This is a genomic window from Cognatishimia coralii (assembly GCF_037478305.1).
In the GTDB taxonomy this organism is placed as follows: Bacteria; Pseudomonadota; Alphaproteobacteria; order Rhodobacterales; family Rhodobacteraceae; genus Cognatishimia; species Cognatishimia coralii.
Genome location: NZ_JBBGAZ010000001.1, coordinates 160185 through 183527 on the forward strand (window position 1 = coordinate 160185; position 23343 = coordinate 183527).

The following is a 23343-nucleotide window of genomic DNA, read 5'->3' on the forward strand; positions in this document are numbered from 1 at the left end:
ATGCCAGAGATGAGTTTACTATTGCCCTTGCTGGCCTTCCTGCTTGCCATCGGAGCCTTTGCCGGCGTGCTCGCAGGTCTCTTGGGCGTCGGCGGTGGCATCGTTCTGGTGCCTGCGTTTTTCTATAGCTTTCAGGTGCTTGGCTATGAAGGGCCGCAGTTGATGCAGGTCTGCCTCGCGACCTCTTTGGCGACGATTGTCGTGACCTCTGTGCGCTCTGTTTTGAGCCACAACAAGAAAGGCGCGGTGGATTGGGAGATCCTCAAAAGCTGGGCGCCGGGCATTGCAATTGGCGCTGTTGTTGGCGTGGCTGTGGCGTCAAATCTGCGGTCTGATGTGTTGCAGGGAATCTTTGGCGTGCTCGCGATGATCGTCGGGCTTTATATGGGGTTTGGCCGGTCTGAATGGCGTTTGGGTCCTGAAATGCCTAAGGGGCCGCGCCGCGCGGTCATGAGCCCCTCGGTTGGCTTTCTGTCGGTTTTGATGGGTATTGGCGGCGGCAGTTTCGGCGTGCCGCTTATGTCTCTGCACAACGTGCCAATTCACCGCGCGGTGGCGACGGCAGCGGGCTTTGGCCTTGTGATCGCAGTGCCGGGCGTTATCGGTTTTCTGATGCTCGAGGTCGATCCGGCCTCTAGACCGCCATTCTCCATCGGCGCGGTAAACCTCATCGCCTTTGCTATCATCGTGGCCATGACACTGATCACCGCGCCTTGGGGCGTGAAGCTGGCCCATAGCTTGGATCCTAAGCCGTTGAAACGCGTGTTTGCTGTTTTCCTTGTGCTTGTTTCCATCAACATGCTGCGGCGAAGCTTTGGGTTCTGATCTTAGCCCACAAGACCAATTCGCGCAGCGCGGTTGGCTGCGGTTTCCCTATGATCCTCAGTTGGCGGTTTGGGCCACAGCGGCCCGTCGCGCGGGGCAAGCGGCAGCGCAGGATCCCAAGCACGTGCACTGGTGGCAATGCGGCGACACGTGGTTCGTTGGGGTCGATGTGCTTGAAAATGATACCGCTGGAGCGATCAACGGCGTCGCCCTGGGCGAGACATTGCTACAGCACCTCAGCACCCTCTTCGGGGATCTTCCGGATTTCCACCCCGCGCAGGTTTCGATCATCACTCCCGGTTACCCTAAGCCCCGAGAGGGAGAGACTGAGGCCGCCTTCGGCTATCGTCTAAAACGCGATGCGGCCCATGTGGACGGGCTGCGCTTGAACAGAGACACCGGTGCGCGCGTCTGCGACGAATATCATCAGTTCATTCTTGGTCTGCCCTTGAACGAGGCCAGCGCCACCGCGAGTCCGATGGTTCTCTGGGATGGCAGCCACCACATCATGCAGCGCGCTTTGGCGGCCGCATTGGCCGAGCATCCGCGCGCCGATTGGGCCAAGGCCGACATTTCCGAACCCTATAAAGCCGCGCGGCGTGAGGTGTTTGAGACATGCGCCCGCATCGAACTCGCGGCCAGACCCGGCGAAGCCTATGTGATCCACCGCCACCTTTTGCATGGTGTCGCACCTTGGGGGCAAGGTGCAACGGCCGATCCGGAAGGGCGTATGATTGCCTATTTTCGTCCCGAGATGGTCGGCGGACTCGGTGACTGGATTACATTCTAAAAATTATATATTTTCAGGGCTTTAGGCCGATTGTCGCGTGCCACGGAACAGTTTCCGGCGGTACCCATTGAGTGTTTCCATTTCACAGGCCGCTTTGAGGCCAAAATTTGTCTTTTGTTAATAATTGCGGCGATTTCGAGGCAGTGGCGTTTTATTAACGAGGATTATCATGCACCACATTATGTACTTATTGTGCTGCCTCACTGTGGGCGCAGGGCTTTTCTTTCTGGTTGATTTCGTAAGTGATGAAATCTCGGACAACAATGACGACGACACCGGCAGCGGTGACGACGACATGCCAATTGATGACGGCACAGGGGATGGTGACGACGGCATGGATGATGACATGGGCGGCGACGACGGCATGGATGATGATATGGGCGACGACACAGGAGACGGTGGCGACGACGATGGTGGTGATGGCGGGGACGACCATGACGACATCACTATCGTGCCGGGCACTGACGGCGACGACACGCTTCAGGGCGGCGCGGGTAACGATCAGTTGCAAGGTGGGCTTGGCAACGATGTGCTCTTTGGCGGCGACTCTGACGACTCGCTCTTTGGGGCACGTGGTCAGGACTCACTTTATGGCGAAGGTGGTCAGGATCACCTCTATGGCGGTGTTGGCAACGACCTCTTGGACGGCGGCACCGAGGGCGACACGCTCGTGGGCGGTCTTGGCGAGGACACAATGATGGGCGGCGCAGGGGATGACGTGCTCGTCGGCTTCATGGACTCGCGGATCGATGACGTCAAAGACGCCTCAGACCTTCTGGATCGAGACATCTTGGATGGTGGCGATGGTATGGACCGTCTGCTCATGGGCAGCGGAGATACGGCCACAGGTGGCGCGGATGCGGATGTCTTTGTGACTGGTTCTTATGTCGACGCGGCTAATGTGCCTGTGGTCACGGACTTCACTCCGGGCGAAGACGTGCTTGAGGTCGAGATCCTGCCGGGGGCTGATTACACAATCAGCGTAGAGCCTGCGTCCTCTGCAGGAGGCTCTGTGATCCTTCTGGATGGGGTGCCCGTGGCACGGCTGAATGTCGCCCCGACAGATATCACTGCAACGAATGTGGTGGCCGTTGAGAATCCAAATCTCACCTCGGACGCGGCCTAACCATGCGTGGCCGAATTTGTTGGAATTTGTAAAGAAATCCGCAAATTCGGCCAAAATACACACGTTTAGCGTGTAAATATGTGGATGATGTAAAAGAATGCTGTGGGCCGATGGCCCGCTTTCGCATGTGCTGAGGCGCTGAGATCAGCGTTTTTCAGCGCATGTCATGCCTCTGCCTCGACCTTTATACATCAGAGTTAACATATCATTTCTGCATTCCCGAAACTTGGTGGTGCATTGTTCGCCTCAGGTAAACAGTTCGCCGACGAGCCGTCATTCGTTTCATCACTCTGCATCGAATTCGCCAAAAGCTTGCAGGACTGCCGAAAGTAAGGTGAAACCTATCCAAAGGCATATTTTAGAAAGAGATTGCTATGGAGCTTTTGGTATTGCTCGGCCTCGTGGCCGTAGGTGTTACGCTATCCTCTCTTGTTGATTTTGGAAGCGACGAAGAAGAAACGATCACCCGGACTGATGGAACAGAGGGCGATGATAGGCTCACCGGCGGAGACGGCCGGGATCTGCTTCTTGGCGCTGCGGGTGCAGACATTCTGGACGGCGGCGCAGGCAATGACCAACTGGAGGGCGGCATTGGCGACGACCTTTTGCGGGGTGGTGCAGGCGATGACGTGCTTTTGGCGGCACGCGGTGAGGATACTCTGTTTGGTGGAGATGGCGTGGACCTGCTGTACGGTGGCGTCGGCGATGATTCCTTGTCCGGTGATGCCGGTGATGCCGGTGATGACCTCCTAGAAGGAGGGCGGGGCGCGGATACTCTAAATGGAGGAGCCGGAAGTGACCTCTTGTGGGGGATTCTCGATTCTAGTCGCGCCGATGATGTGATTGATGCAACCGACATCGTAGATGCGGATCGCCTAGAGGGCGGTGCTGGAAGTGATCTTCTATTCCTGGGCAGTGGAGACGTCGCAAATGGCGGAGCCGATCGCGATGCTTTCCTAACTGGGGTTTACGTCGATGGCTCAGCACCGCCGGTGATTGAAGACTTTGTTCCCGGTGAAGATATTCTGGCCATTCAAGTCCCAACAGCGGCAACTGTGAGCGTGGCTATCACCACTGACGCTGGTGCGGCCGTCGTGAGCGCCAACGGACAGGTTGTCGCTCGTCTTGATGGGGCTGCTGGAACCGTGACTCTTGCTGATATCCGCGTTGTTGAAAACGAAGCTATCCAGTCAATTGTGGCTTAAGTTCTTGAAAATGTTTAAAATATAGAACGCACGCGTGGAGCCGGTTTCACGTTATACTTGGCTCTTGCCTGTGCTTCACTTAAGCCGCGCCGCGCGTCCACCGCGGCGTTTTTTCAGCCGGGGCGCGCGATCTGGCAGCTCTGCCATGATCTCGGCGCGTTCATCGTCCGAAAATTTCGACCAGGCGCCAATCTCGTCGATAGACCGATAGCAACCGGTGCAAATCCGTTCCGTCGGATGGATCACGCAGATCTGAATACAAGGGCTGTCAATTTCGTTGCGTTTCCAGACCCGAGATTTCTCGTTCATTAGGGCATTCCCATCCTAGCTGCGGCGCAGGTGACCCAAACGGTCCAGCACACCTTGAAGGATATAGGACGCCGCCACGTGATCGATAACCTCTGAGCGACGTTTTCGTGACGTATCCCCCTCTAAAAGTGCGCGTTCTGCGGCCACGGTGGACAGGCGTTCGTCCCAGAAGGTGATCGGGATCGTGATCAGTTTCTCCAGATTGCGGGCAAAAGCGCGGGTGGATTGGGCGCGCGGGCCTTCGGTGCCGTCCATGTTCAATGGCAAGCCTAGAACAACAGCGCCGATATTGCGTTCTGCGATAATCTGCAAAAGACGCTCGGCGTCCTGCGTGAATTTCTTGCGCTTTACGGTTTCCAGAGGCGTGGCAACAGATTGCATCCCGTCTGACACGGCGACCCCGATGGTTTTGGTGCCAAGATCCAAGCCCATCATCGCCTGCATCACAGGGATTTCCTGCGCCTGTGCGTTCAGATCGTCTAAAATCATCTATTCTTCCGTAAGGCCCGCATTGGCAGCGGCTTGGTTGATCATGGCCAAGCCTTCCGGCGTCTCATTAAAAAGTTCCTGCGCCTCTGTCCAAATGTCTTTTGCATCGCCTGTGCGGCCCAAAACGCCCAAAGCGGTGATCAACTGCGCCCATTCCTGCGCGGATCCACCTTCCGAGGCCAGCCTGTCCGACAGGCTCGCCACCATACCCTCGATCATCGCAGCCCGATCCGTCGCACTAAGCGACTCGGCGGCGGCGATATCCTCTGCGGATGGGCCGCGCGGGGCAGGCGGGTCGTAACGCACGCCCGCAATCCAGGCGAGGTCGTCGATATTGGCCCTGATGGGCGCGATCCAGGGCGCGTTTTCGGGCCCTTCTTCCAGCAAAGCGCGCCAGAAGCGGAAGGTCAGATCAGGACGTCCGGTCTGCATCATCAACAGGCCCGTGTAATAGCGGGCAAACCCGTTCTGAGGCTCACGCCGGATTGCCTCGCTCAGCGCGTCCTCGGCTTCGGGCGATATATAGCCCTGAGCGGCGATCATGTAATAATCTGCCAAGGTGAGATAATCGTTGGTCTCAACCGCGTCGCCCTTGAGCTCAATGATGCGGTTCTGGGCCGCATAAGCACGGGTATAATTGCCCAATGAAGCCTCATTGCGCGCCAATAGCTGAAAGCCCCGCAGATCGTCGGGGCGTTCTTTAACAACGTCTCGTAACTGCTCGACAAGGTTCAACAAACTTGGATCAGGTTCTGGCAAAATTGCCACAGGCATTTGCGCTTCAAACGCGGCCTGAGACAGCCGAGTGCTGGCCAGATCGCGCGCTTCTTGGAGCCGGTTTTCCAACGGCATATCGGCCATCTGAGGTTTGCCCAGATAGCTATAGAGCCCAAGCCCGCCAGCCGTTACAAGAATGGCAGCGAGGGTTAGCCCGCCCCAGGTTTCCACACCCGTCCGCGCGCCCTTGGAAGTCACCGACTGTGCCGCCGCATCTGCGGCCAAAAGACGACGGGAAATCTCGGTTCTGGTGCGCTCGGCCTCAGCCTCGCCCAAGACGCCACGGGCCACGTCGCGATCCACCTCGCTTAGCTGGTCGCGATAGACCTGCACATCATAGGCCGCCGCATCCACCACGCCGTCCTGACCACGCAGCAGGCTGCGCCCCAAAAGCGCCGCCACCAAAGCCGAGATCAATCCCGCGATCAGCCAGAATTCCATCGTTCATCCTCGTGTTGTGCCCCCATCATGTAACCTCGCGGGGCTCGACAAAAAAGAGGAAGCGCTATTTGTCGTCACAATGTCGCAACTTGGCGCAAAAGGGACGGTTTGACTGGGGCCGATTTCTTGCCCATGAGTCACATGGATAAAAACACCACAATTGGATGCTTTGGATGAAACGCTACTCTGCATTTGCCATCGCCCGCGAGGCCCTGCGCTTTCACAGCGGCTGGGAACGCGCCTGGCGCAGCCCCGAGCCGAAAAAGAAATACGACGTCATCATTGTCGGCGCTGGCGGCCATGGCCTGGCCACGGCCTACTATTTGGGCAAGAATTTCGGCATCACCAATGTGGCGATCATCGAAAAAGGCTGGCTGGGCGGCGGCAACACGGGTCGGAACACCACGATCATCCGCTCGAACTATCTGCAGGACAGCTCGGCCGCGCTCTATGAAAAGGCGCGCAGCCTTTATGAGACCCTGTCTCAAGACCTGAACTACAACGTCATGTTCTCCCCGCGCGGCGTGATGATGCTGGCCCAGACGGAACATGAGGTGCGCGGCTATCAGCGCACAGCGCATGCGAACGCGCTTCAGGGTGTGCAGACCGAATTTATCGGACCGGAAAAGGTCAAAGAACTCTGCCCGATCATGAATATCTCAGGCCCGCGCTATCCGGTTCTGGGTGCCTTGTGGCAGGCCCGCGGCGGCACGGGCCGTCACGATGCGGTGGCCTGGGGCTATGCGCGTGCCTGTTCCGATATGGGCATGGACATCATCCAGAAATGCGAAGTCATTGGCGTGCGCTCGGAAAATGGCAAGGTCAAAGGCGTGGACACCACCAAAGGCGCGATTGATTGCGACAAGCTGGGTCTTGTGGTTGCGGGCAACTCCGGCGCGCTAGCTGAAATGGCGGGCTTCCGTCTGCCGATGGAGTCCGTCGCCCTGCAGGCGCTGGTGTCTGAGCCGATCAAACCTTGCATGGACGTGGTGGTCATGGCCAACACCGTGCATGGATACATGAGCCAATCAGACAAAGGCGAAATGGTCATCGGCGGCGGCACCGACGGGTTTAACAACTACACCCAGCGCGGCTCCTTCCATCACATCGAGGAAACCGTCCGCGCGCTGGTCGAGACCTTCCCGATGATCTCACGCCTCAAAATGCTGCGCCAATGGGGCGGCATCGTGGATGTGACCGGCGACCGCTCGCCAGTGATTGGCAAAACGCCTCTGGGCAACTGCTTTATCAACGCAGGCTGGGGCACCGGCGGCTTCAAAGCAATTCCGGGCGGCGGCTGGGCCACAGCGGAACTGATCGCCAAGGGCGAGCCAGGACCACTGAGCGCCGAATTCGGCATGGAACGTTTCATCGAAGGCCGCTTCATCGACGAGAGCGTCGCAGCAGGGGTGGCACACTGATGGAAACCCCAATCGCTGGCGCAACACTGGGTGTCATGATCGGCGCCATTTTCGGCAACGGAAGCCGTATTGTCGGCGGCCTGATCGGAGGCGTCTCCGGTTTCTGGCTATGCGTCGCTCTTGCGGGCTGCATTGGCGGCCTGCTTGGCGAGATTGTAAGACTTAGAAAGGAGGCCCGCTGATGCTCGTCCTTACCTGCCCATACTGCGGCGTCACCGCCGAAGAAACCGAATTCCACGCCGAGGGCGAAGCGCATCTGAAACGCTTTGGTCCAGGCTCCAAGGACGAGGACTTCGAGGCCTATCTCTTCATGCGCGAAAACCCAAAGGGCGCGCATCTGGAACGCTGGCGTCACCAGAACGGCTGCGGCAAATACTTCCATGCCGCGCGCTGCACCATGACGCTTGAGGTGTTCGGCACATACCCTGCCCAGACCTATGAGCCGCCCCAAGAGATCAAAGACAAGATCGCCGCCAAACACCCCAATTGGACCTGGCGCGAGTTCTCGCTGTGATCCTTTCTCTTGCGAAAAACATCCCCGCCGGAGGCAATCCGGCCTCTCAACCCGAAGCAAAGGGCTGACACATGAGCACAAGACTTTCCACAGGCGGCAGCCTCCTCAATCGGGGCAAAGCCATCGAATTCACCTTCAACGGCAAACGCCTGAAGGGCTTTGAAGGCGACACGCTCGCCTCAGCTCTTCTGGCTAATGACCAGATGCTGGTGGGCCGCTCGTTCAAATACCACCGCCCGCGCGGGATCGTGGCGAGCGGGGCCGAAGAACCCAATGCTCTGGTGAACCTGGGCGAAGGCGGCAAGTTTGAACCCAACCAACGCGCCACCACGACCGAGCTGTTTCATGGCCTCGCTGCCACCAGCCAGAACCACTGGCCAAGCCTCGAGTTCGACATCGGTGCGCTCAACAGCTTTGCGTCGCGCTTTATGCCGGCAGGGTTCTACTACAAAACATTCCTTTTCCCGCGCTTTGCGTGGAAACACCTCTTTGAGCCCTTCATCCGTCAGGCCGCAGGCCTCGGCAAAGCGCCCAAAGAGCGCGATGCGGACACCTATGAGCATTTCTATGCCTTCTATGACGTCGTGGTCATCGGCGGCGGCGTTGCGGGTCTGCAGGCGGCGAAGGTAGCGGCCAAGGGCGGTGCTAAGGTTCTGTTGATCGAGCAAGACGCCTCTTGGGGTGGTCGCGCGGTCATTGACGGTGGCGAGATCGACGGCAAATCCGCTGAGGATTTCGTGGCCGAGACGCTGAATGAACTGAAAGCCAACGAAAACGTCACGTTGCGCACCCGCATGATGGGGGCAGGGGTCTATGATCATGGCTACGTGCTGGGCTATGAACGTGTGGCCGACCACGCGCCAAATCAAAATGGCCCACGTCACCGTTTGTGGCGTATCCGTGCGGGTCAAATCGTGACCGCAACCGGTGCCATCGAACGCCCTCTCTCCTTTGCGGGCAACGACATCCCGGGCGTCATGCTGGCCTCTGCCGTGCGCGATTATGTGAACGGTTACGGCGTTTCCATCGGAGACCGCACCGTCGTCGTCACCAACAATGACGACGCCTATCGCACTGCGATTGCTCTGAAAAACGCAGGCCTCGAGGTGCCCGCGATCATCGACGCACGCCCTGCAGGCGGCGGTGCTTTGATGGAAGAAGCGAAGGCGCTCGGCATTCGTGTTGAGACCGGCAAGGGCATCGCCAAGGTCAAGGGCGGCAAACGCGTCACCGGCGTGGCGATCTGTGCGCAGGCCGGCGAGGGCTCGGTTCTGGAAGAGATCAAATGTGATGCGGTCGCCATGTCTGGCGGCTGGTCGCCTGTGGTGCACCTCTGGTCCCATTGCGGCGGCAAGCTGAACTGGGATGAGGTGCAGAACCACTTTGCACCCGATGCCGCGCGCGGCCCGACCAACCAAGACGGCGATGTTTTCGTGATCCCAGCGGGGGCGGCCAATGGCCCGATTTCTCTCGGAGACGTGCTGGCGGACGCCACCGAGGCAGGCAAACAGGCGGCCAAAATGGTCGGCAAGCCTGCGAAATCGGTAAAAGCGCCGAAGGTTGAGAGCGTTGATGAGGCCGCGATGGAACCCGTCTGGCTCATGCCACAGGGTGCCTCTGCCAAGCTGCGTGCGAAATCCTGGCTGGATTATCAGAACGACGTCAAAGTCTCTGACGTGCGCCTCGCGGCCCAAGAGGGCTATGAAAGCGTCGAGCACACCAAGCGCTACACCACGCTGGGTATGGCGACCGATCAAGGTAAACTCAGCAATATCAACGGTCTGGCGACCCTTGCAGGTCAGCTAAACGCACCAATCCCGGCGGTGGGAACGACTACCTTCCGCCCGCCCTATACTCCGATCTCGATGGGGTCTATCGGTGGCGAAGCGCGTGGCGAGATCTTCCAACCAATCCGCCGCACCCCGATCCACGACTGGCACGAAGAGCAGAACGCGTTCTTTGAGCCGGTGGGCCAATGGCGTCGCCCTTACTGCTTCCCCAAAGCTGGCGAGAGCCACGCCGATGCTGTGAAACGCGAGATCAACCAGACCCGCAACTCTTTGGGGATGCTCGATGCATCCACCCTCGGCAAGCTCGTGGTCAAGGGCCCCGATGCGGGCAAGTTCCTCGACATGCTCTACACCAATATGATGAGCACGCTGAAGGTCGGCAAATGCCGCTACGGCCTGATGTGTAACGAGAACGGCTTCCTGATCGACGATGGCGTGGTCGCGCGCATCGACGAAGAAACCTTCCTCTGTCACACCACCACCGGCGGGGCCGAACGCATTCACGGTTGGATGGAAGACTGGCTGCAATGCGAGTGGTGGGACTGGAACGTCTACGTGGCCAATGTCACCGAGCAACTGGCGCAGATTGCCGTGGTCGGCCCGAACGCCCGTAAGGTCTTGGAAAAGCTGGGAGGTATGGATGTCTCGGCCGAGGCGCTGCCCTTCATGGAATGGCGTGACGGTAAGATCGGCGATTTCGATGCGCGGGCCTACCGGATCTCTTTCTCTGGCGAGCTGTCTTACGAGATCGCGGTTCCAGCCAGCCAAGGTCGTGCCTTCTGGGACGCGCTGCTTGCGGCGGGTGAAGAGTTCGGCGTGATGCCTTATGGCACCGAAGCGCTCCACGTGATGCGGGCCGAGAAGGGCTTTATCATGATCGGAGACGAGACCGATGGCACTGTGATCCCGCAGGATCTGAACATGCAATGGGCGATTTCCAAGAAGAAAGAGGATTTCCTCGGCAAACGCGCGCAAGAACGCGCGCATATGGCCTCGGGCGATCGCTGGAAACTGGTTGGACTGGAAACTCTGGATGGGTCGGTTATTCCTGACGGGGCGTATATCCCGTCGTCAGGGGACAACGCCAATGGGCAGCGCAATGTACAGGGTCGGGTCACTTCGACCTACTACTCGCCAACTCTGGATCGCGGCATCGCGATGGCTCTGGTGCACAAAGGACCAGATCGCATGGGCGAAGTTCTGGATATTCCAAAGCTTGACGGCACCAGCGTGAAAGCACGCATCGTCGATCAGGTCTTCTTTGACAAGGACGGAGAAAAGCAAAATGTCTAATCTTGTCAGCGCATTGAATGGCGTCAAAGCCAAAGGCTTCGCCGAAGTTTCTGAACTTGGGCTGTCCGGCATGATCACCCTGCGTGGGGATCTGGCCAGCAAAGAAATGGCGAAAGCCATCAAAGACGCAACCGGCGCGAAGGTGCCGGCCACACGGAAGGTCTCTTTTGGTGACAATGGCTCTGTGGCCTGGATGTCGCCGGATGAGTTGCTGGTTCTGGTGGACTATGCGGCGACCGGTGAGGCGAAAGCAGCGCTTGAGGCGGCTTTGGCGGGTCAGCATTTCCTGGCCGAAGTCGTCTCTGATGCCCGTGCGCATTTCCGTATCAACGGCGATGCGGCGCACGAGGCTCTGTCCAAAGTCATGCCTGTGGATTTCAGCGCCTTTGAGGCCGGAGACTTCCGCCGGTCTCGCCTGTCTCAGGTTGCGGCGGCAGTTTGGAAAACAGAAAATGGAGACTTTGAGCTCGTCTGCTTCCGCTCGGTAGCGCAATATGTTTTCGACGTGTTGAAAACGGCGGCTGCAGAGGGAAGTCGGGTTTCCGTCTAAGGCGCACCCAAGGAGGGGATGGTTTAGCCTTTGGACTATTTCGAAACCTAGGGAAAACCTGACCTTTGCCAATATCTGGAAAGTCTCGCTTGTGACAGGCGAGGCTTTTTTCGTACGCATGATGTTGAATTCTTTTAGGTATTGGAGATAGTTATGAAACGTATTTTGACCGCAGCCGTATTGTCTTTGGCTGCAACTGCTGCACATGCGGAAATCTATGAATGTGATTTTTCCCGTGGTGGCGCAGGTGGCTGGGTCGCACCGGTCATTGCCGTCAATGTCGATCTGGACTCAAATTCTGCGCAAGTCGTGGATGGCTTTACGTTGCAGCGACAAGACGGGTGGTTTGACGCAAGACTGACCTCTAAAACCAAGAAACGCTTTACCGTAAAGTGGCGTCTTCCCCGGCAAAAAGACCGACTGAACCAAAACGCGCACCTTGATTACCGTCTGACCGTCTTGCTGCCGTCCCTAAAAGCCAATGCCTCGATGAGCCCTGTTGGCTACGACAATAACTTTAATACGCATGGCACCTGTAAGCTCGTTCAAAGCTGAGATTTGCTTAAAACGGGAAACAAGTTGCTTCTGAGTGATTTCTGACGCTTTTGCCTTGACCTTTCAGTGCAAAAGCTCACATCTAGCGTCAGAGACCGCTTGAACTTTTAGGAGGCCGAAATGGCATTTGAACTCCCCGATCTTCCTTACGCACATGACGCTCTGGCCGAGTTTGGCATGTCCGCGGAAACCCTGGAATACCACCACGATCTGCACCACAACGCCTATGTGACCAATGGCAACGCAGCCATCGCGGGCACCGAGTGGGACGGCAAATCGCTCGAAGAGATCATCGTCGGCACCTACGACAAAGCTGCGGTCGCGCAGAACGGCATCTTCAACAACATCTCTCAGCTGTGGAACCACAATCAGTTCTGGGAAATGATGGGCCCTGGCAAATCCGCGATGCCTTCCGAGCTGGAAGCGGCGCTGGTTGAGAACTTTGGCTCTGTTGACGACTTCAAATCCCAATTCTCTGCCGCAGGCGCAGGTCAGTTCGGTTCCGGCTGGGCGTGGCTCGTGAAAAACGCAGACGGCTCGCTGGCTGTCACCAAAACCGAGAACGGCGTGAACCCGCTGTGCTTTGGTCAAACCGCGCTCTTGGGTTGCGACGTGTGGGAGCACTCCTACTACATCGATTTCCGCAACAAGCGTCCGGCTTACCTGACCAACTTCCTGGACAACCTGGTCAACTGGGAAAATGTTGCGTCCCGTATGTGATTTCGGGTCACTTGAATAGAAGAAACGCCCTGCCATTTGGTGGGGCGTTTCTTTTTTGGATATTTATAGCAAGAGAAAAAGCTATGCGTTGAGATCTTCAACGATCTCAGCGGGTGTTGAGACCGGTTTGATAAGCGTTTTCAAGCTGTTGCTCGCAAAGCCTTGGTCGATCACATGATCGATTAGGTCTAGAAGTTTGTCCCAATAGCCCTCGGTATTCACGACATAGATCGGCTTTTCGTGCAGGCCGAGCTGCCGCCAGGTGAGCACTTCAAAGAGCTCGTCCAGTGACCCCGCGCCGCCGGGCAGCACGACAATCACATCGCCTTCCTCGTACATGCGTGTCTTGCGCGCGTGCATGTCTTTGGTGACCACATATTCGGTCAGATCGCGCTTGCCGACCTCAGCCTTTTCCAAATGCTCTGGGATCACGCCAAAGGTTTCGGCCCCGGCCTCCTGAGCTGCGCGGGCGACGGTGCCCATAAGCCCCACGTCTCCGGCGCCATAGACCAGCCGCCAGCCGTTTTCACCAATCGCTTGGCCCATCTCTATCGCCGCCGCCTCATATTCGGGCGCGGCGCCCAAGCGAGAGCCGCAAAAAACGCAAATCGACAGTTTTGCCATGGTTGATCTCAAATTAAGGAATCTGTTTTGACCACCGTATCCCTTGTTGATACTGTCCCTCAACCGAGGGGACTGCAAAAATTACTGGGAAGACCGTGAATGTCTAAAATGGGATCAGCTGCGTCTGGGCAGACGCTGTTATTGGCGGGGATTGCCGTGGTCGTCGTGTCTGGCGCGGTCTACACCTCGGGCGTTTTCGCGCCCGCCAGCCTGCCGCAGCAAAACGCACCGGTCGAGCCTGTGGTTCAGGTAGAACCTGAGGCGCCTGTCGAAGCGCCTGTGGTGGTTGAAGCGACGCCTGAGGTGGTTGAAGAAGCCGCACCAGAACCCGAGGTGGTGGCGCTGATCAAGCCGAGTTTTGATCTGGTGCGCATTGCGCCGGATGGGGCGGGACAGGTGGCCGGAACAGCGGAGCCGGGTGCTGTCGTTGCGATCCTTTTGGACGGGGCCACGCTGAGCGAAGTTGAAGTTGGCCGCGATGGAAAGTTCTTTGGTTTCATTGCCTTGGAGGCGAGCCTTGAGCCACGCGTCATGAGCCTTTTGCAGACCATTGATGGCGAGGAGCTGTATTCTGACGCCACCGTGATCATTGCGCCAAGCGCGCCTGTTGTGGCTGGAACTCTTGAGGAGAGCACCGAAGAAACGGTTCTTGCCTTAGCGGAACCGGCGGCGACGGCGCAGCCTGAATCTGCCGAGACCGAGCCTGAGGCGGAGGTCGCTGCCGCCGCACCTCTGGTGGAAAACGGCTCGGAAGAGGCACCTGTTGTTGCTGAGACAGTCGAGGCTGCCACGACCAGCGTAGAAACCGCTGTTGCTGAAGTGGAAGACACCGTCGAGACCACTGTCGAGACCGCGGTCGAAACCGTTGCGGCGGCTGTCGAAACAGCGCCTGCAGTGACTGTCGAAACAGCACCTGCAGTGACTGTCGAGACGAGTGAAGAGACACCAACAGAAGTAGCGGTTGTGACTGAGGAGGTTGCAACGCCAGAAGCGCTTGCCGAGCCAGAGCAACCTGCAGCCTCTCCGGTTGTGATCATCGCGGACAGCAGTGGCGCGCGTGTATTGCAAAGCCCAACAGCGCCTGAGCTCGCACCAGAGGTGCAGGCCACTGTGGCGATAGACTCGATCAGCTATTCCGATTTGGGCGAAGTGCAGGTGGCCGGGACCTCTCCGAGCGGCGACTTTGTGCGGATCTATCTGGACAATGAACTCAGCTCGACCGCGCGGATTGCGCAAAGCGGCCTTTGGGAGTTGAAGCTGCCGGATGTGGCACCAGGCGTTTATACGCTGCGGGTGGATCAGGTGTCTGATGCGGGTGAAGTGGTGTCTCGGGTTGAGACGCCGTTCAAGCGCGAGCCGAGTGAGAAGCTGGTTGAGGCCACGCAAGAGATCGACATCAAAAAGGTTCTCGCGGTCACAGTACAGCCGGGCATGACGCTTTGGGCGATTTCAAAGGAAAACTACGGCGACGGACGTCTTTACGTGCAGGTCTTTGAGGCCAACAAAGACCGGATCCGCAACCCGGATCTGATTTATCCGGGGCAGGTTTTCACCGTTCCGGAACAGAACTAAAGCCAGCGCCGCCCCCTGAGGCGGCGTTTGCTTTTGAGTATTTTTAGCAAGATGAAATATGGAGCGTTCGGGGCTGGCAATCCGCCGCCGAGAGGACTACCTATGGGCCATGGCACGAGGCAATACCCAGCGCTGGCGCACCGCTTCTGACGAAGAACTGGCCCGCCACGAACAGAGATCCGGCTGGAAAATTATCCGCCGCGTTATTCCCTATCTATGGCCCGAGGGGCGCAGCGACATTAAGGCCCGTGTGGTCCTGTCGATGGCGGCCTTGCTTGTGTCGCAGTTGATGGCCGTGGGCGTGCCGCAGCTTTATGGGATGGCGGTGGATGCTCTGGCCGAAGAAGGGGCCTCTGTGCTGATGCTTGGCGCGGTTGGCCTGACCGTGGCCTATGGTGTTGCACGTGTCATGCAGATCGGCTTTCAGAACCTGCGCGATGTTATCTTTGCCCGCGTCGGGCAACGCGCACTGAGGCAGTTGGCGCTTGAGACCTTCACCCATATTCACCGCCTTTCGATGCGCTATCACATCTCGCGCAAGACCGGCGGGCTGAGCCGGATTGTCGAGCGGGGTGTCAAAGGCGTCGAGTTTCTCTTGCGATTTTTGCTGTTCTCGATCGGGCCGCTGGTGCTGCAGCTTGTGTTGATCATGGGCATTCTCGCCTATCAGTTGGACGCTTGGTATCTGCTGGTCATTCTGGTCACGATCGCGCTCTATGTTTGGTTTACCTTCAAGGTCACCGAATGGCGCGTGAAGCTGCGCAAAGAGATGAATGATCAGGACACGGATGCAAACCAGAAGGCCATCGACAGCCTGCTGAACTTTGAAACCGTGAAGTATTTTGGCGCCGAGAAGCGCGAAGCGGCGCGCTATGATGTCTCGATGAAAGGCTATGAGCGCGCGGCTTTGAAAACGGCCTATTCCCTCGCAGGTTTGAATGTTGGGCAGTCGTTCATCATCACCTCGGGCCTTGTGATTGTCATGATCATGGCGGCTGTGGGCGTAGAAAACGGCACGCTGACGGTGGGCGATTTTGTGATGGTGAACGCCTATATGGTGCAGATCACCATGCCACTGAACTTCCTTGGCACGGTTTATCGTGAGATCCGTCAGGCGTTGGTGGATATGGGCGAGATGTTTGATCTGCTGGAGCAGCCGGCAGAGATCAAGGACAAGCCAAATGCCAAGCCCATTGAGATCGACAAGGGCCATATCGAGCTGCGCAATGTCGTCTTTGGCTATGAGGCCGAACGTGTGATCCTCAAAGGCGTTGATATCGACGTAGAGGGGGGGCAGACGGTTGCCATTGTCGGGGCCTCAGGCTCTGGCAAATCCACCATTGGGCGGCTCTTGTTCCGCTTTTACGACGTGCAATCCGGCGGGTTGTTCATCGATGGCCAGGACGTGCGGGATGTGACGCAGGAAAGTCTGCATAAATCCATTGGCGTCGTGCCGCAGGATACGGTGCTGTTTAACGACACCATCCGCTACAACATTGCCTATGGTCGCGATGGGGCCACGCAGGCGGATGTGGAAGCTGCGGCTAAAGCGGCGCAGATCCATGACTTTGTGGAGAGCCTGCCCGAGGGCTATGACACGATGGTCGGCGAGCGGGGGCTTAAGCTGTCGGGTGGTGAAAAGCAGCGGGTCGGCATTGCGCGCACGCTGTTGAAGGATCCACCGCTTCTGTTGCTGGATGAGGCGACCTCCGCGCTGGACACGGAAACCGAACAGTCCATCAAAGAAGCGTTGGCGCATGCGGGCCATGGGCGCACGGTGATCACCATCGCGCACCGTCTGTCCACCATTGCCGAAGCGGATCGGATCGTTGTGCTAGAGGCCGGAGAGGTCGTGGAGCAGGGCAAGCACGAGGAATTGCTGGCGCGCGAAGGGCGCTATGCGCAGTTATGGCATCGTCAGCTCAATGAAACCGATTTGGCTTCGTAAAGCGGGAAACCAAGCTCTGTCATGGCTCGGTTTTGATCGGTTGAGTCTGCTTTTACCAGTTTAACGCCATTTGGTGTGCGTTTGACATAAAAGCTGGTACGCCAGGACGTGACAACGTCGCCCTTTGCATTGTGAGCGGTGTCGAGCGTAAAGGCTAAGGCTTCATCCGCATGAGTTTGGTGCACTGTGACCACTTCGCGCGAAATTGTGGCGATCCCCAGTTTTTTGTGAATCGCACGAAAGGTCTCAAGCCGGGCCATCATTTGTGCCTGGTTTTGATAAAAGTGCTTTTTGCGGCCTTTCACGATGACTTCGAAAGGGAACGCCATAAGGTTCGCAATCACAGCGTTATCCTTGCTGGCGATTGCGGCTTCATATTCTGCGATGATCTTTAAGACTTCTGTCTCAAGGTCCAAAGCGAGTGCTCTCCTGTTTAAGCTGAGCGTATGCTAGCGTTTATAAATGGTTTTGAGTAGGGCGAATTCCGTTGATCTAGCTTGAACCTGTTTCATTACGCTAAATCATAGTGTTTCAAATGGTCGCGTTTTCGTTCAACCTGACATAAATCCCAATCAGGAGGCCCCCATGACGTTTGAAACTTGGTTGATTTATGTTGCGACCGTTCTGGCTTTGATGAGCACTCCGGGGCCGAGCCAGCTTTTGATGCTCTCTAACAGTGGAGCACATGGGTTTCGCCGGGCGCTTTCTACCGCGGCAGGCGATCTGAGCGCGAATATGTTGCAGATGTTGGCCGCTGGATTGGGTTTGGCAGCCGTGATCGCGGCCTCAGCCACTGCGCTGTCGGTGATCAAATGGGCGGGGGTGGCTTATCTGATCTGGTTGGGCGCGCGAATGATTTTGAAGGCAAAAGCGAATGATCCCAATACGCGGGCAGAGCAGTCAGACGTGTCCGCCCGTGCCTTGTGGATGCAGGGGTTTATCACCTCGGCGGCGAACCCAAAGGCCGTCGTGTTTTTCGCAGCGCTCTTTCCGCAATTCATTTCAGCAGAGGCAGCCTTCTGGCCCCAATTCCTGATCTTGTCTGCCACCTATCTTGCGATGGATGGTGCATTCCTTTGCGCCTATGGCGGTAGCGCAAGTTGGATCGCGGCACGGTTCAAAGGCGCGGCAAAGCTTTGGATTGAACGCTTGGGCGGTGGGTTCATGATCGCGGCCGCCGTGCTGTTGGGTCTCAAATCGGTCACAGACCGCACATAGACCCGGCACAAAGCTTACTTTTACGTAAGGTTCCGCTTGAGATTGAATGAGGTCGCCCAGCATAGTCCTGATTGGGAGCAGGGGGGCTCTGGTGCGGTATGACGCGCAAGGGAACTCCAAAGCCTATATGCTGGGCGGACCTCAGAGCTTGCGGCGGCGTTTACGCCGCAAGCGTTCCGCGAACTTATTCTGCAGCGCGCAAGTCTCCCTTCGAGGGCTGCAGGGGTTCAATCACATCCTGACCATCATCCCAGAGGATCTCTGGCGCACGGAATTTCTTGGCCTCACGGCGCAGTGCCCAGTCGCGCGCGACACGACTGCCACGGCCCCGGGTGATGCGTGCCAGCAGGCGCAAGAACCAAGCCGCGTAGGTGGTTGCCCAAACGCGTAGTGCGAGCATCGACGGGGTGAAGACCAGCGTCAGCACCGTCGCGATGCCAAGGCCAAAGACCACAGCCGTCGCCAGTTGTTTCCACCAGAGCGCGGTTGGGCTGTCGATGGAATAGCCCCCGTTCACGAAGTCCAGCGAGAGGCCGAACATCATCGGAGCAAGGCCTGCCATTGTGGTGATGGTGGTCAGCAAAACGGGGCGCAGACGGTCTTGCGCCGTGCGAATGATCGCCTCGATGCGCGGCATATATTGGCTGTATTCCTGATAGGTATCGATCAGAACAATATTGTTGTTCACCACGATCCCCGCCAAAGCCACGATGCCGGTGCCGGTCATAATGATCGAGAAGGCCTGATCCATCACCAGCATCCCGATCAGAACACCCGTGGTCGATAGGATCACCGCCAAGAGCACCAGGACCGAGTTATAGAAGCTGTTGAACTGCGCTAGCAGGATGATGAACATCAGCCCCAGCGCGCCCAGGAAGGCATTGCCAAGGAAGGCCTGACTTTCTGCCTCATCCTCTTGGTCACCGGTCCACTCCCATTCGATGCCATGCGCAAACGGAGAGGTTTCCAGCCACGAGGTGATCAGCGTGATTTGTTCCGCAGGGGTCAGCGGGACTGCTGTGAAACCGGCTTCAGTCAGTTCGGCTTGGAGCGCTGTGTCCGCTTCATAGTCCACCGCGGGTATCACGCGGGTTTCCCCGGTGGTCTCGTTTTTCAAAAGCATTTGCGCTGTTGCAACGCCCGCTTTCACGTCGAAATAACGGGTTTGATCGACGCGGTTGATTTCGGCCAGTTTGGGCACCGGCTGACGGGTGATGAAGTTGGACAACGGCACCAGACCGCCTTGGGTGCGCACCTTGAGCGTATCCAGAGTGCTCAGGACACGGTCCTCTTCGGGCAGGCGCACGCGGATCTCGCTTTCCTCGTCTGATCCGTCCTGCGTGTAGGTGTCCAAGAGGATGCCACGGGTCACAAGCTGCACCATCGCGCCAACGGTTGCCACGTCCGCGCCATAGCGGCCCGCGCGTTCTACATCGACTTCGATCTCCCAATCGATGCCGGGCAGGGGCAGGGTGTCCTCAATCAGCGTTAACCCGTCGGTCGCGTCAAACTGCGCGCGCGCCATGCGCGTTGCGGCCAGAAGGTCTTCCCAATTGTCGCCTTTCAAGCGCAAGTGCACAGGCTTGGCCGAGGCAGGACCACGGTCAGCCGCAAGGATCTCGACCTGCGCGCCGGGGATGGTTTCAAGCTCTGCGGTCAGCTCGTCGATGATAGTATCGCCGTCGAAATCAAAGTCCTTGATCTCGCGCATCACCGTGTAGTCGACGAACGGGATAGTGAACCATGGCTCTTGGTTGTCGGGACGATCTTCCCAAGGGATGGTCTCAAACTGGATTTGACCGATTGTGTCTTTCGGAGGCTGCGCCCCGCCGGTGTTGTTGTTCAACCCCCCTTCGCCTGCAAAGGCAAAGGCGGTTTGGACGCCGGGGTGGGAGAGCACGATCTCTTCGGCGCGTTCCACGAGGCCGTCTTTTTGTTCCAGCGACAGGTTACCCCGCGCTTTGACATAAACGATGGCCATTTCAGGCTCGGATTCCACGAAGAACTCGACGCCTTTGTTGTTCGCGCCAAAATAGGTGAAGACCGAGACCACAAAGAAGGCAACGGCGACGATCGAGACAATCGGCATGATCGGGTTGCCCGCGATCAGTTTGATGAACCAGCCAAAGGGTGACAGACGGAGACCTGAGCGCACGCGTTTCTGGCGGCGGGTGAACATAACGGCGTCCACGGTGATCGAACCGGCGAAGGCTCCGCCCAAGAACATCACAAAGCCCAGAATAAAGCCGACCATGGCCGGGAAGGGGGCTTCTCCGCCAAAGAGGTAGCCGGGGTTTAGAATGGTCATTGCACCCGCAAACACGAGGAACAGCGATGGCGGCACCAAAATTGCGCGCACCAACCAAGGGGTGCGTTTGCGCAGCACGTCAGAGGCGCGCTGGAAGCTGCGGCTGAGACGGCCAGACACGCCACCCATGACGGGCAGATAGATCAATGCCACGACCAGAGAAGCCGACAGAACAAAGATCAATGTCACAGGCAACATACCCATGAACTGCCCCGGAACCCCCGGCCAGAAGAGCATCGGCAAGAAGGCACAGAGCGTTGTCGCAGTGGAGGACACAATCGGCCAGAACATGCGTTTGGCGGCTTCGGTGTAGGCGTGCATCGGGCCGACGCCGGATTTGATGCGTTTGTCGGCGTATTCCACGACCACAATCGCGCCGTCGACCAACATACCGACCGCAAGGATCAGGCCGAACATGACGATGTTTGAAACCGTCACGCCCATCAATGCGAGGAGGACGAAACACAAGAGGAACGACGTCGGGATCGCGAAACCAACCAGCAACGCAGCGCGCGTGCCCAAGGCAGCCAAGACCACGATCATCACAAGCGCAATCGCGGTCATGACCGAGCCCTCAAGCTGGCTAACCATAGAGCCAACGATCCGGCTTTGGTCATTCGATGTACCAAGCTCAACCGAGGCTTTCAGTTCAGGCGGCCAATCGGCTGAGGCTTCCTCGACCGCAAGCTTCACCTCTTCGGCCGTGCCTATGAGGTTAAATCCGCGCCGTTTCACGACCTGCAAAGCAACCGTGTTCACGCCGTTAAACCGCGCGGTGCCGACACGGTCTTCGAATGTCAGTTTGATCTGCGCCAGATCGCCCAAGGTCACGATCCGGTCGCCATTGGTTTTCACCGGCAGGCCGTAGACGTCTGTCGCGTCACTAAAGGAGGACGGGATTTTGACTGCGAAAGTACCCTGCGAGGTTTCAACTTCGCCTGCCGCAATCAGCTGGTTGTTGTTGCGCACGACATTGATTAGCTCAGAGGCGGTGACGTTGTAAGCCTCAAGCCGCAAGGGGTCGATCAGAACCTCAAGCATCTCTTCGCGCTTGCCCGCGATGCCGGCTTCCAGAACAGCATCCATGCTCTCGAGCATTTCTTGCAGATCTTCGGCCACACGCGACATGGTGCGTTCAGGCACTTGGCCTGTGAGGTTCACGATGATGATCGGGAACTCAGAGAAGTTGATTTCGTTGACAGAATAGCTGTCAAACCCGTCGGGAAACTGGCTTTCGGCGGTGCCCATGGCGTCGCGCACATCGGCCATGATCTTGGTTTTGTCCCAGCCGAACTCGAATTCCAGCCCGACACCGGCATAGCCTTCGGCCGCAGTGGCTGTCATTTCCTTAAGGCCATCCAGATCGGCGAATTCGGTTTCCATTGGCTTAACGAGAAGGGTTTCTGCGTCGCTGGCGGAAATGCCGGGGAAGGGGACAGAGACAAAGAGCGCCGGGATCTCAATATCCGGCTCGCCCTCTTTGGGCAGCGTGAAATAGGCGAACCCGCCTGCCACGAGCGATAAGATAATGAATGCAATGACCATGCGGGCGCGCGAGGCGGCCCAGTCTACGATCCCAGTCATTCGTTCGTCTCCTGATAACTCGCCTCCACGGGAACGCCGGGGATGACGTACTCTTGACCAATGACAATAACGTCGGCGGCCTCTGGGAGGCCCGCCAGCCAGACACCGTCGATGGTGTCACGCAACATTGTGACAGGGACGAAGTCTGCTTTCTTTTCCGCAGTGACCGTGCGCACGCCCAAGGTGCCTTCGTCATTCAGCGTCAGAACAGACTGAGGCAACAGATGCGCAGATTTACCGTCCGAGGCGATGATGATCTCGGCGGTTTGACCGTCGCGGATTTTCAGGTCTGCGTTGTCGACGGTGATTTCGACGCGGAACGTACGGGTGGTTTCATCAGCGGCGCGAGACAGGAAGGTCACTTCGCCGATCACCTCATTGCCGTCGGTCAAACGCGCACCAGCGCGTGCGCCGAGCTGAACGCGGTTCACTTCGGTTTCAGGCACAAACCCCACGAGCTTCACAGGGTCTAGCTGAATGATGGTCGCACAATGGGCTCCGTTGGGGCTGTTCACGCTCAACAAGCCGCCGATTTCGGCAGTGTCGGTTTCCAGCAGGCCACCGAATGGAGTGAAGACCTTCAGGCGGTCGATTTCTTTCTGGGCCGAGGCCACACCTGCTTCGGCGGACTCTATATTGGCTTGCGCGCTTTCCAGACCGGACAGCGCCGAAGACACGCCTGCTTCCGCTGCTCGAACGGCAGCTTGGGTCGCTGCGACGCGGGTTTCAGAGGCGAAGCCCTCTTTCGAAAGACGCTCGGCGGCGTTGTCATTGATACGTGCTTCTTCCAAAGCAGCGCGCGCTTGTTCAACAACGGCCTGCGCGGCAGGGGCGGCAGCTTTGGCAGAGGCCAAACGCGCCTGCGCTTCTGCCAAGGACGCCAGACGTGTGCCCGGATCGATTTCACAGAGCAACTGACCTGCTTCAACCAGAGCGCCTTTGCGCAGAGGCTCTGAGATCACGAGACCCGAGGTTTCGGCCATGACATCCAACTGGCGGGTTGCTTCCGTCTCGCCCCGCAGCACAACCGCACTGTCGATCACACGGGCGGTCGACTGGATCGCTACTACGCGCACCACATTTTCAGTTGATTCTACTGTTTCCGCAGGCTCTGCAGTTTCGGTAACCACAGTGTCACTGTCTCCGGATCCACCGGATGCAAATTCCAACAACTGCTCACGTTGGATTACAAAGAAAAACAAAAACGCCGTTACGATTGCGGCAATAATAACTGGTACTGGCTTCATTTCCCCTGCCTTATGTTGGCAACCTCTGATTTGCAGT

General features: G+C 57.8%; 21 protein-coding genes. 14 read left to right on the forward strand and 7 right to left on the reverse strand.

Annotated features, from left to right (window positions below; translation table 11 throughout):
* From WG622_RS00775 to WG622_RS00790, 4 genes are all read left to right on the forward strand, one after another.
* Positions 1-825 (forward strand): sulfite exporter TauE/SafE family protein, encoded by an 825-nt coding sequence (locus WG622_RS00775; protein ID WP_339401847.1) that lies wholly within the window; start codon positions 1-3, stop codon positions 823-825.
* The gene (locus WG622_RS00780) at positions 815-1615 is read left to right on the forward strand and encodes a hypothetical protein (protein ID WP_339401848.1); all 801 of its coding nucleotides are present in this window, start codon (positions 815-817) and stop codon (positions 1613-1615) included. The genes WG622_RS00775 and WG622_RS00780 overlap by 11 nt, the downstream gene beginning before the upstream one ends.
* A gap of 169 nt (positions 1616-1784) precedes the next feature.
* Complete coding sequence (locus WG622_RS00785; RefSeq protein WP_339401849.1) at positions 1785-2741, forward strand: calcium-binding protein; 957 nt, start codon at positions 1785-1787, stop codon at positions 2739-2741.
* Between the two features lie 374 nt (positions 2742-3115).
* The gene (locus WG622_RS00790; protein ID WP_339401850.1) at positions 3116-3946 is read left to right on the forward strand and encodes a calcium-binding protein; all 831 of its coding nucleotides are present in this window, start codon (positions 3116-3118) and stop codon (positions 3944-3946) included.
* A gap of 75 nt (positions 3947-4021) precedes the next feature.
* On the opposite strand, the gene WG622_RS00795 is transcribed toward WG622_RS00790, so the two are convergent.
* Genes WG622_RS00795 through ccmI form a run of 3 tightly spaced genes read right to left on the reverse strand, consistent with a single transcriptional unit; the run spans position 4022 to position 5962 of the window.
* Positions 4022-4255: a DUF1289 domain-containing protein gene (locus tag WG622_RS00795; RefSeq protein WP_209356013.1), complete on the reverse strand. Its 234-nt coding sequence runs from the start codon at positions 4253-4255 to the stop codon at positions 4022-4024.
* Positions 4256-4270: 15 nt separating this feature from the next.
* Positions 4271-4744 carry a Holliday junction resolvase RuvX gene (ruvX, locus tag WG622_RS00800; protein ID WP_339401851.1) on the reverse strand — a complete coding sequence of 158 codons (474 nt, stop codon included), beginning with the start codon at positions 4742-4744 and terminating at the stop codon, positions 4271-4273.
* Complete coding sequence (gene ccmI / locus WG622_RS00805) at positions 4745-5962, reverse strand: c-type cytochrome biogenesis protein CcmI (RefSeq protein WP_339401852.1); 1218 nt, start codon at positions 5960-5962, stop codon at positions 4745-4747.
* Positions 5963-6135: 173 nt separating this feature from the next.
* Between ccmI and WG622_RS00810 the strand changes: the two genes are divergently transcribed.
* The 7 genes from WG622_RS00810 to WG622_RS00840 all read left to right on the forward strand — a co-directional run bounded on the left by WG622_RS00810 (position 6136) and on the right by WG622_RS00840 (position 12805).
* On the forward strand, positions 6136-7383 hold the full coding sequence (locus WG622_RS00810; protein ID WP_339401853.1) for a sarcosine oxidase subunit beta family protein: 1248 nt from the start codon (positions 6136-6138) through the stop codon (positions 7381-7383).
* Positions 7383-7565: a hypothetical protein gene (locus WG622_RS00815; RefSeq protein ID WP_209356017.1), complete on the forward strand. Its 183-nt coding sequence runs from the start codon at positions 7383-7385 to the stop codon at positions 7563-7565. The genes WG622_RS00810 and WG622_RS00815 overlap by 1 nt, the downstream gene beginning before the upstream one ends.
* Positions 7565-7897, forward strand: a complete 333-nt coding sequence (locus WG622_RS00820) for a sarcosine oxidase subunit delta (protein ID WP_339401854.1) — start codon at positions 7565-7567, stop codon at positions 7895-7897. The genes WG622_RS00815 and WG622_RS00820 overlap by 1 nt, the downstream gene beginning before the upstream one ends.
* A gap of 71 nt (positions 7898-7968) precedes the next feature.
* Entirely contained in the window at positions 7969-10980 is a 3012-nt protein-coding gene (locus WG622_RS00825) for a sarcosine oxidase subunit alpha family protein (protein WP_339401855.1), read from the forward strand.
* Positions 10973-11530 carry a sarcosine oxidase subunit gamma gene (locus WG622_RS00830; protein ID WP_339401856.1) on the forward strand — a complete coding sequence of 186 codons (558 nt, stop codon included), beginning with the start codon at positions 10973-10975 and terminating at the stop codon, positions 11528-11530. Before WG622_RS00825 ends, WG622_RS00830 begins: the two co-directional genes overlap by 8 nt.
* 153 nt (positions 11531-11683) lie before the next feature.
* Positions 11684-12085 carry a lysozyme inhibitor LprI family protein gene (locus WG622_RS00835; RefSeq protein ID WP_339401857.1) on the forward strand — a complete coding sequence of 134 codons (402 nt, stop codon included), beginning with the start codon at positions 11684-11686 and terminating at the stop codon, positions 12083-12085.
* 120 nt (positions 12086-12205) lie between these two features.
* The gene (locus WG622_RS00840; protein WP_339401858.1) at positions 12206-12805 is read left to right on the forward strand and encodes a superoxide dismutase; all 600 of its coding nucleotides are present in this window, start codon (positions 12206-12208) and stop codon (positions 12803-12805) included.
* 81 nt (positions 12806-12886) lie between these two features.
* Here WG622_RS00840 and WG622_RS00845 read toward each other — a convergent pair whose 3' ends face one another.
* On the reverse strand, positions 12887-13429 hold the full coding sequence (locus WG622_RS00845) for an LOG family protein (protein ID WP_339401859.1): 543 nt from the start codon (positions 13427-13429) through the stop codon (positions 12887-12889).
* A gap of 99 nt (positions 13430-13528) precedes the next feature.
* Between WG622_RS00845 and WG622_RS00850 the strand changes: the two genes are divergently transcribed.
* Both WG622_RS00850 and WG622_RS00855 read left to right on the forward strand, forming a co-directional pair.
* Positions 13529-15001 carry a LysM peptidoglycan-binding domain-containing protein gene (locus tag WG622_RS00850; RefSeq protein ID WP_339401860.1) on the forward strand — a complete coding sequence of 491 codons (1473 nt, stop codon included), beginning with the start codon at positions 13529-13531 and terminating at the stop codon, positions 14999-15001.
* Between the two features lie 109 nt (positions 15002-15110).
* Positions 15111-16949 carry an ABCB family ABC transporter ATP-binding protein/permease gene (locus tag WG622_RS00855; RefSeq protein ID WP_339402675.1) on the forward strand — a complete coding sequence of 613 codons (1839 nt, stop codon included), beginning with the start codon at positions 15111-15113 and terminating at the stop codon, positions 16947-16949.
* Here the strand turns inward: WG622_RS00855 and WG622_RS00860 are convergent.
* The gene (locus WG622_RS00860; protein WP_339401861.1) at positions 16919-17293 is read right to left on the reverse strand and encodes a hypothetical protein; all 375 of its coding nucleotides are present in this window, start codon (positions 17291-17293) and stop codon (positions 16919-16921) included. The genes WG622_RS00855 and WG622_RS00860 overlap by 31 nt on opposite strands.
* Positions 17294-17534: 241 nt before the next feature.
* On the opposite strand from WG622_RS00860, the gene WG622_RS00865 reads away from it, so the two are divergent.
* Positions 17535-18167, forward strand: a complete 633-nt coding sequence (locus WG622_RS00865; RefSeq protein ID WP_339401862.1) for a LysE family translocator — start codon at positions 17535-17537, stop codon at positions 18165-18167.
* Positions 18168-18351: 184 nt separating this feature from the next.
* Here WG622_RS00865 and WG622_RS00870 read toward each other — a convergent pair whose 3' ends face one another.
* Together WG622_RS00870 and WG622_RS00875 are read right to left on the reverse strand one after the other, a co-directional pair.
* Positions 18352-22059: an efflux RND transporter permease subunit gene (locus WG622_RS00870; protein ID WP_339401863.1), complete on the reverse strand. Its 3708-nt coding sequence runs from the start codon at positions 22057-22059 to the stop codon at positions 18352-18354.
* Positions 22056-23306 (reverse strand): efflux RND transporter periplasmic adaptor subunit, encoded by a 1251-nt coding sequence (locus tag WG622_RS00875; RefSeq protein WP_339401864.1) that lies wholly within the window; start codon positions 23304-23306, stop codon positions 22056-22058. The genes WG622_RS00870 and WG622_RS00875 overlap by 4 nt, the downstream gene beginning before the upstream one ends.
* Between the last annotated feature and the right edge of the window lie 37 nt (positions 23307-23343).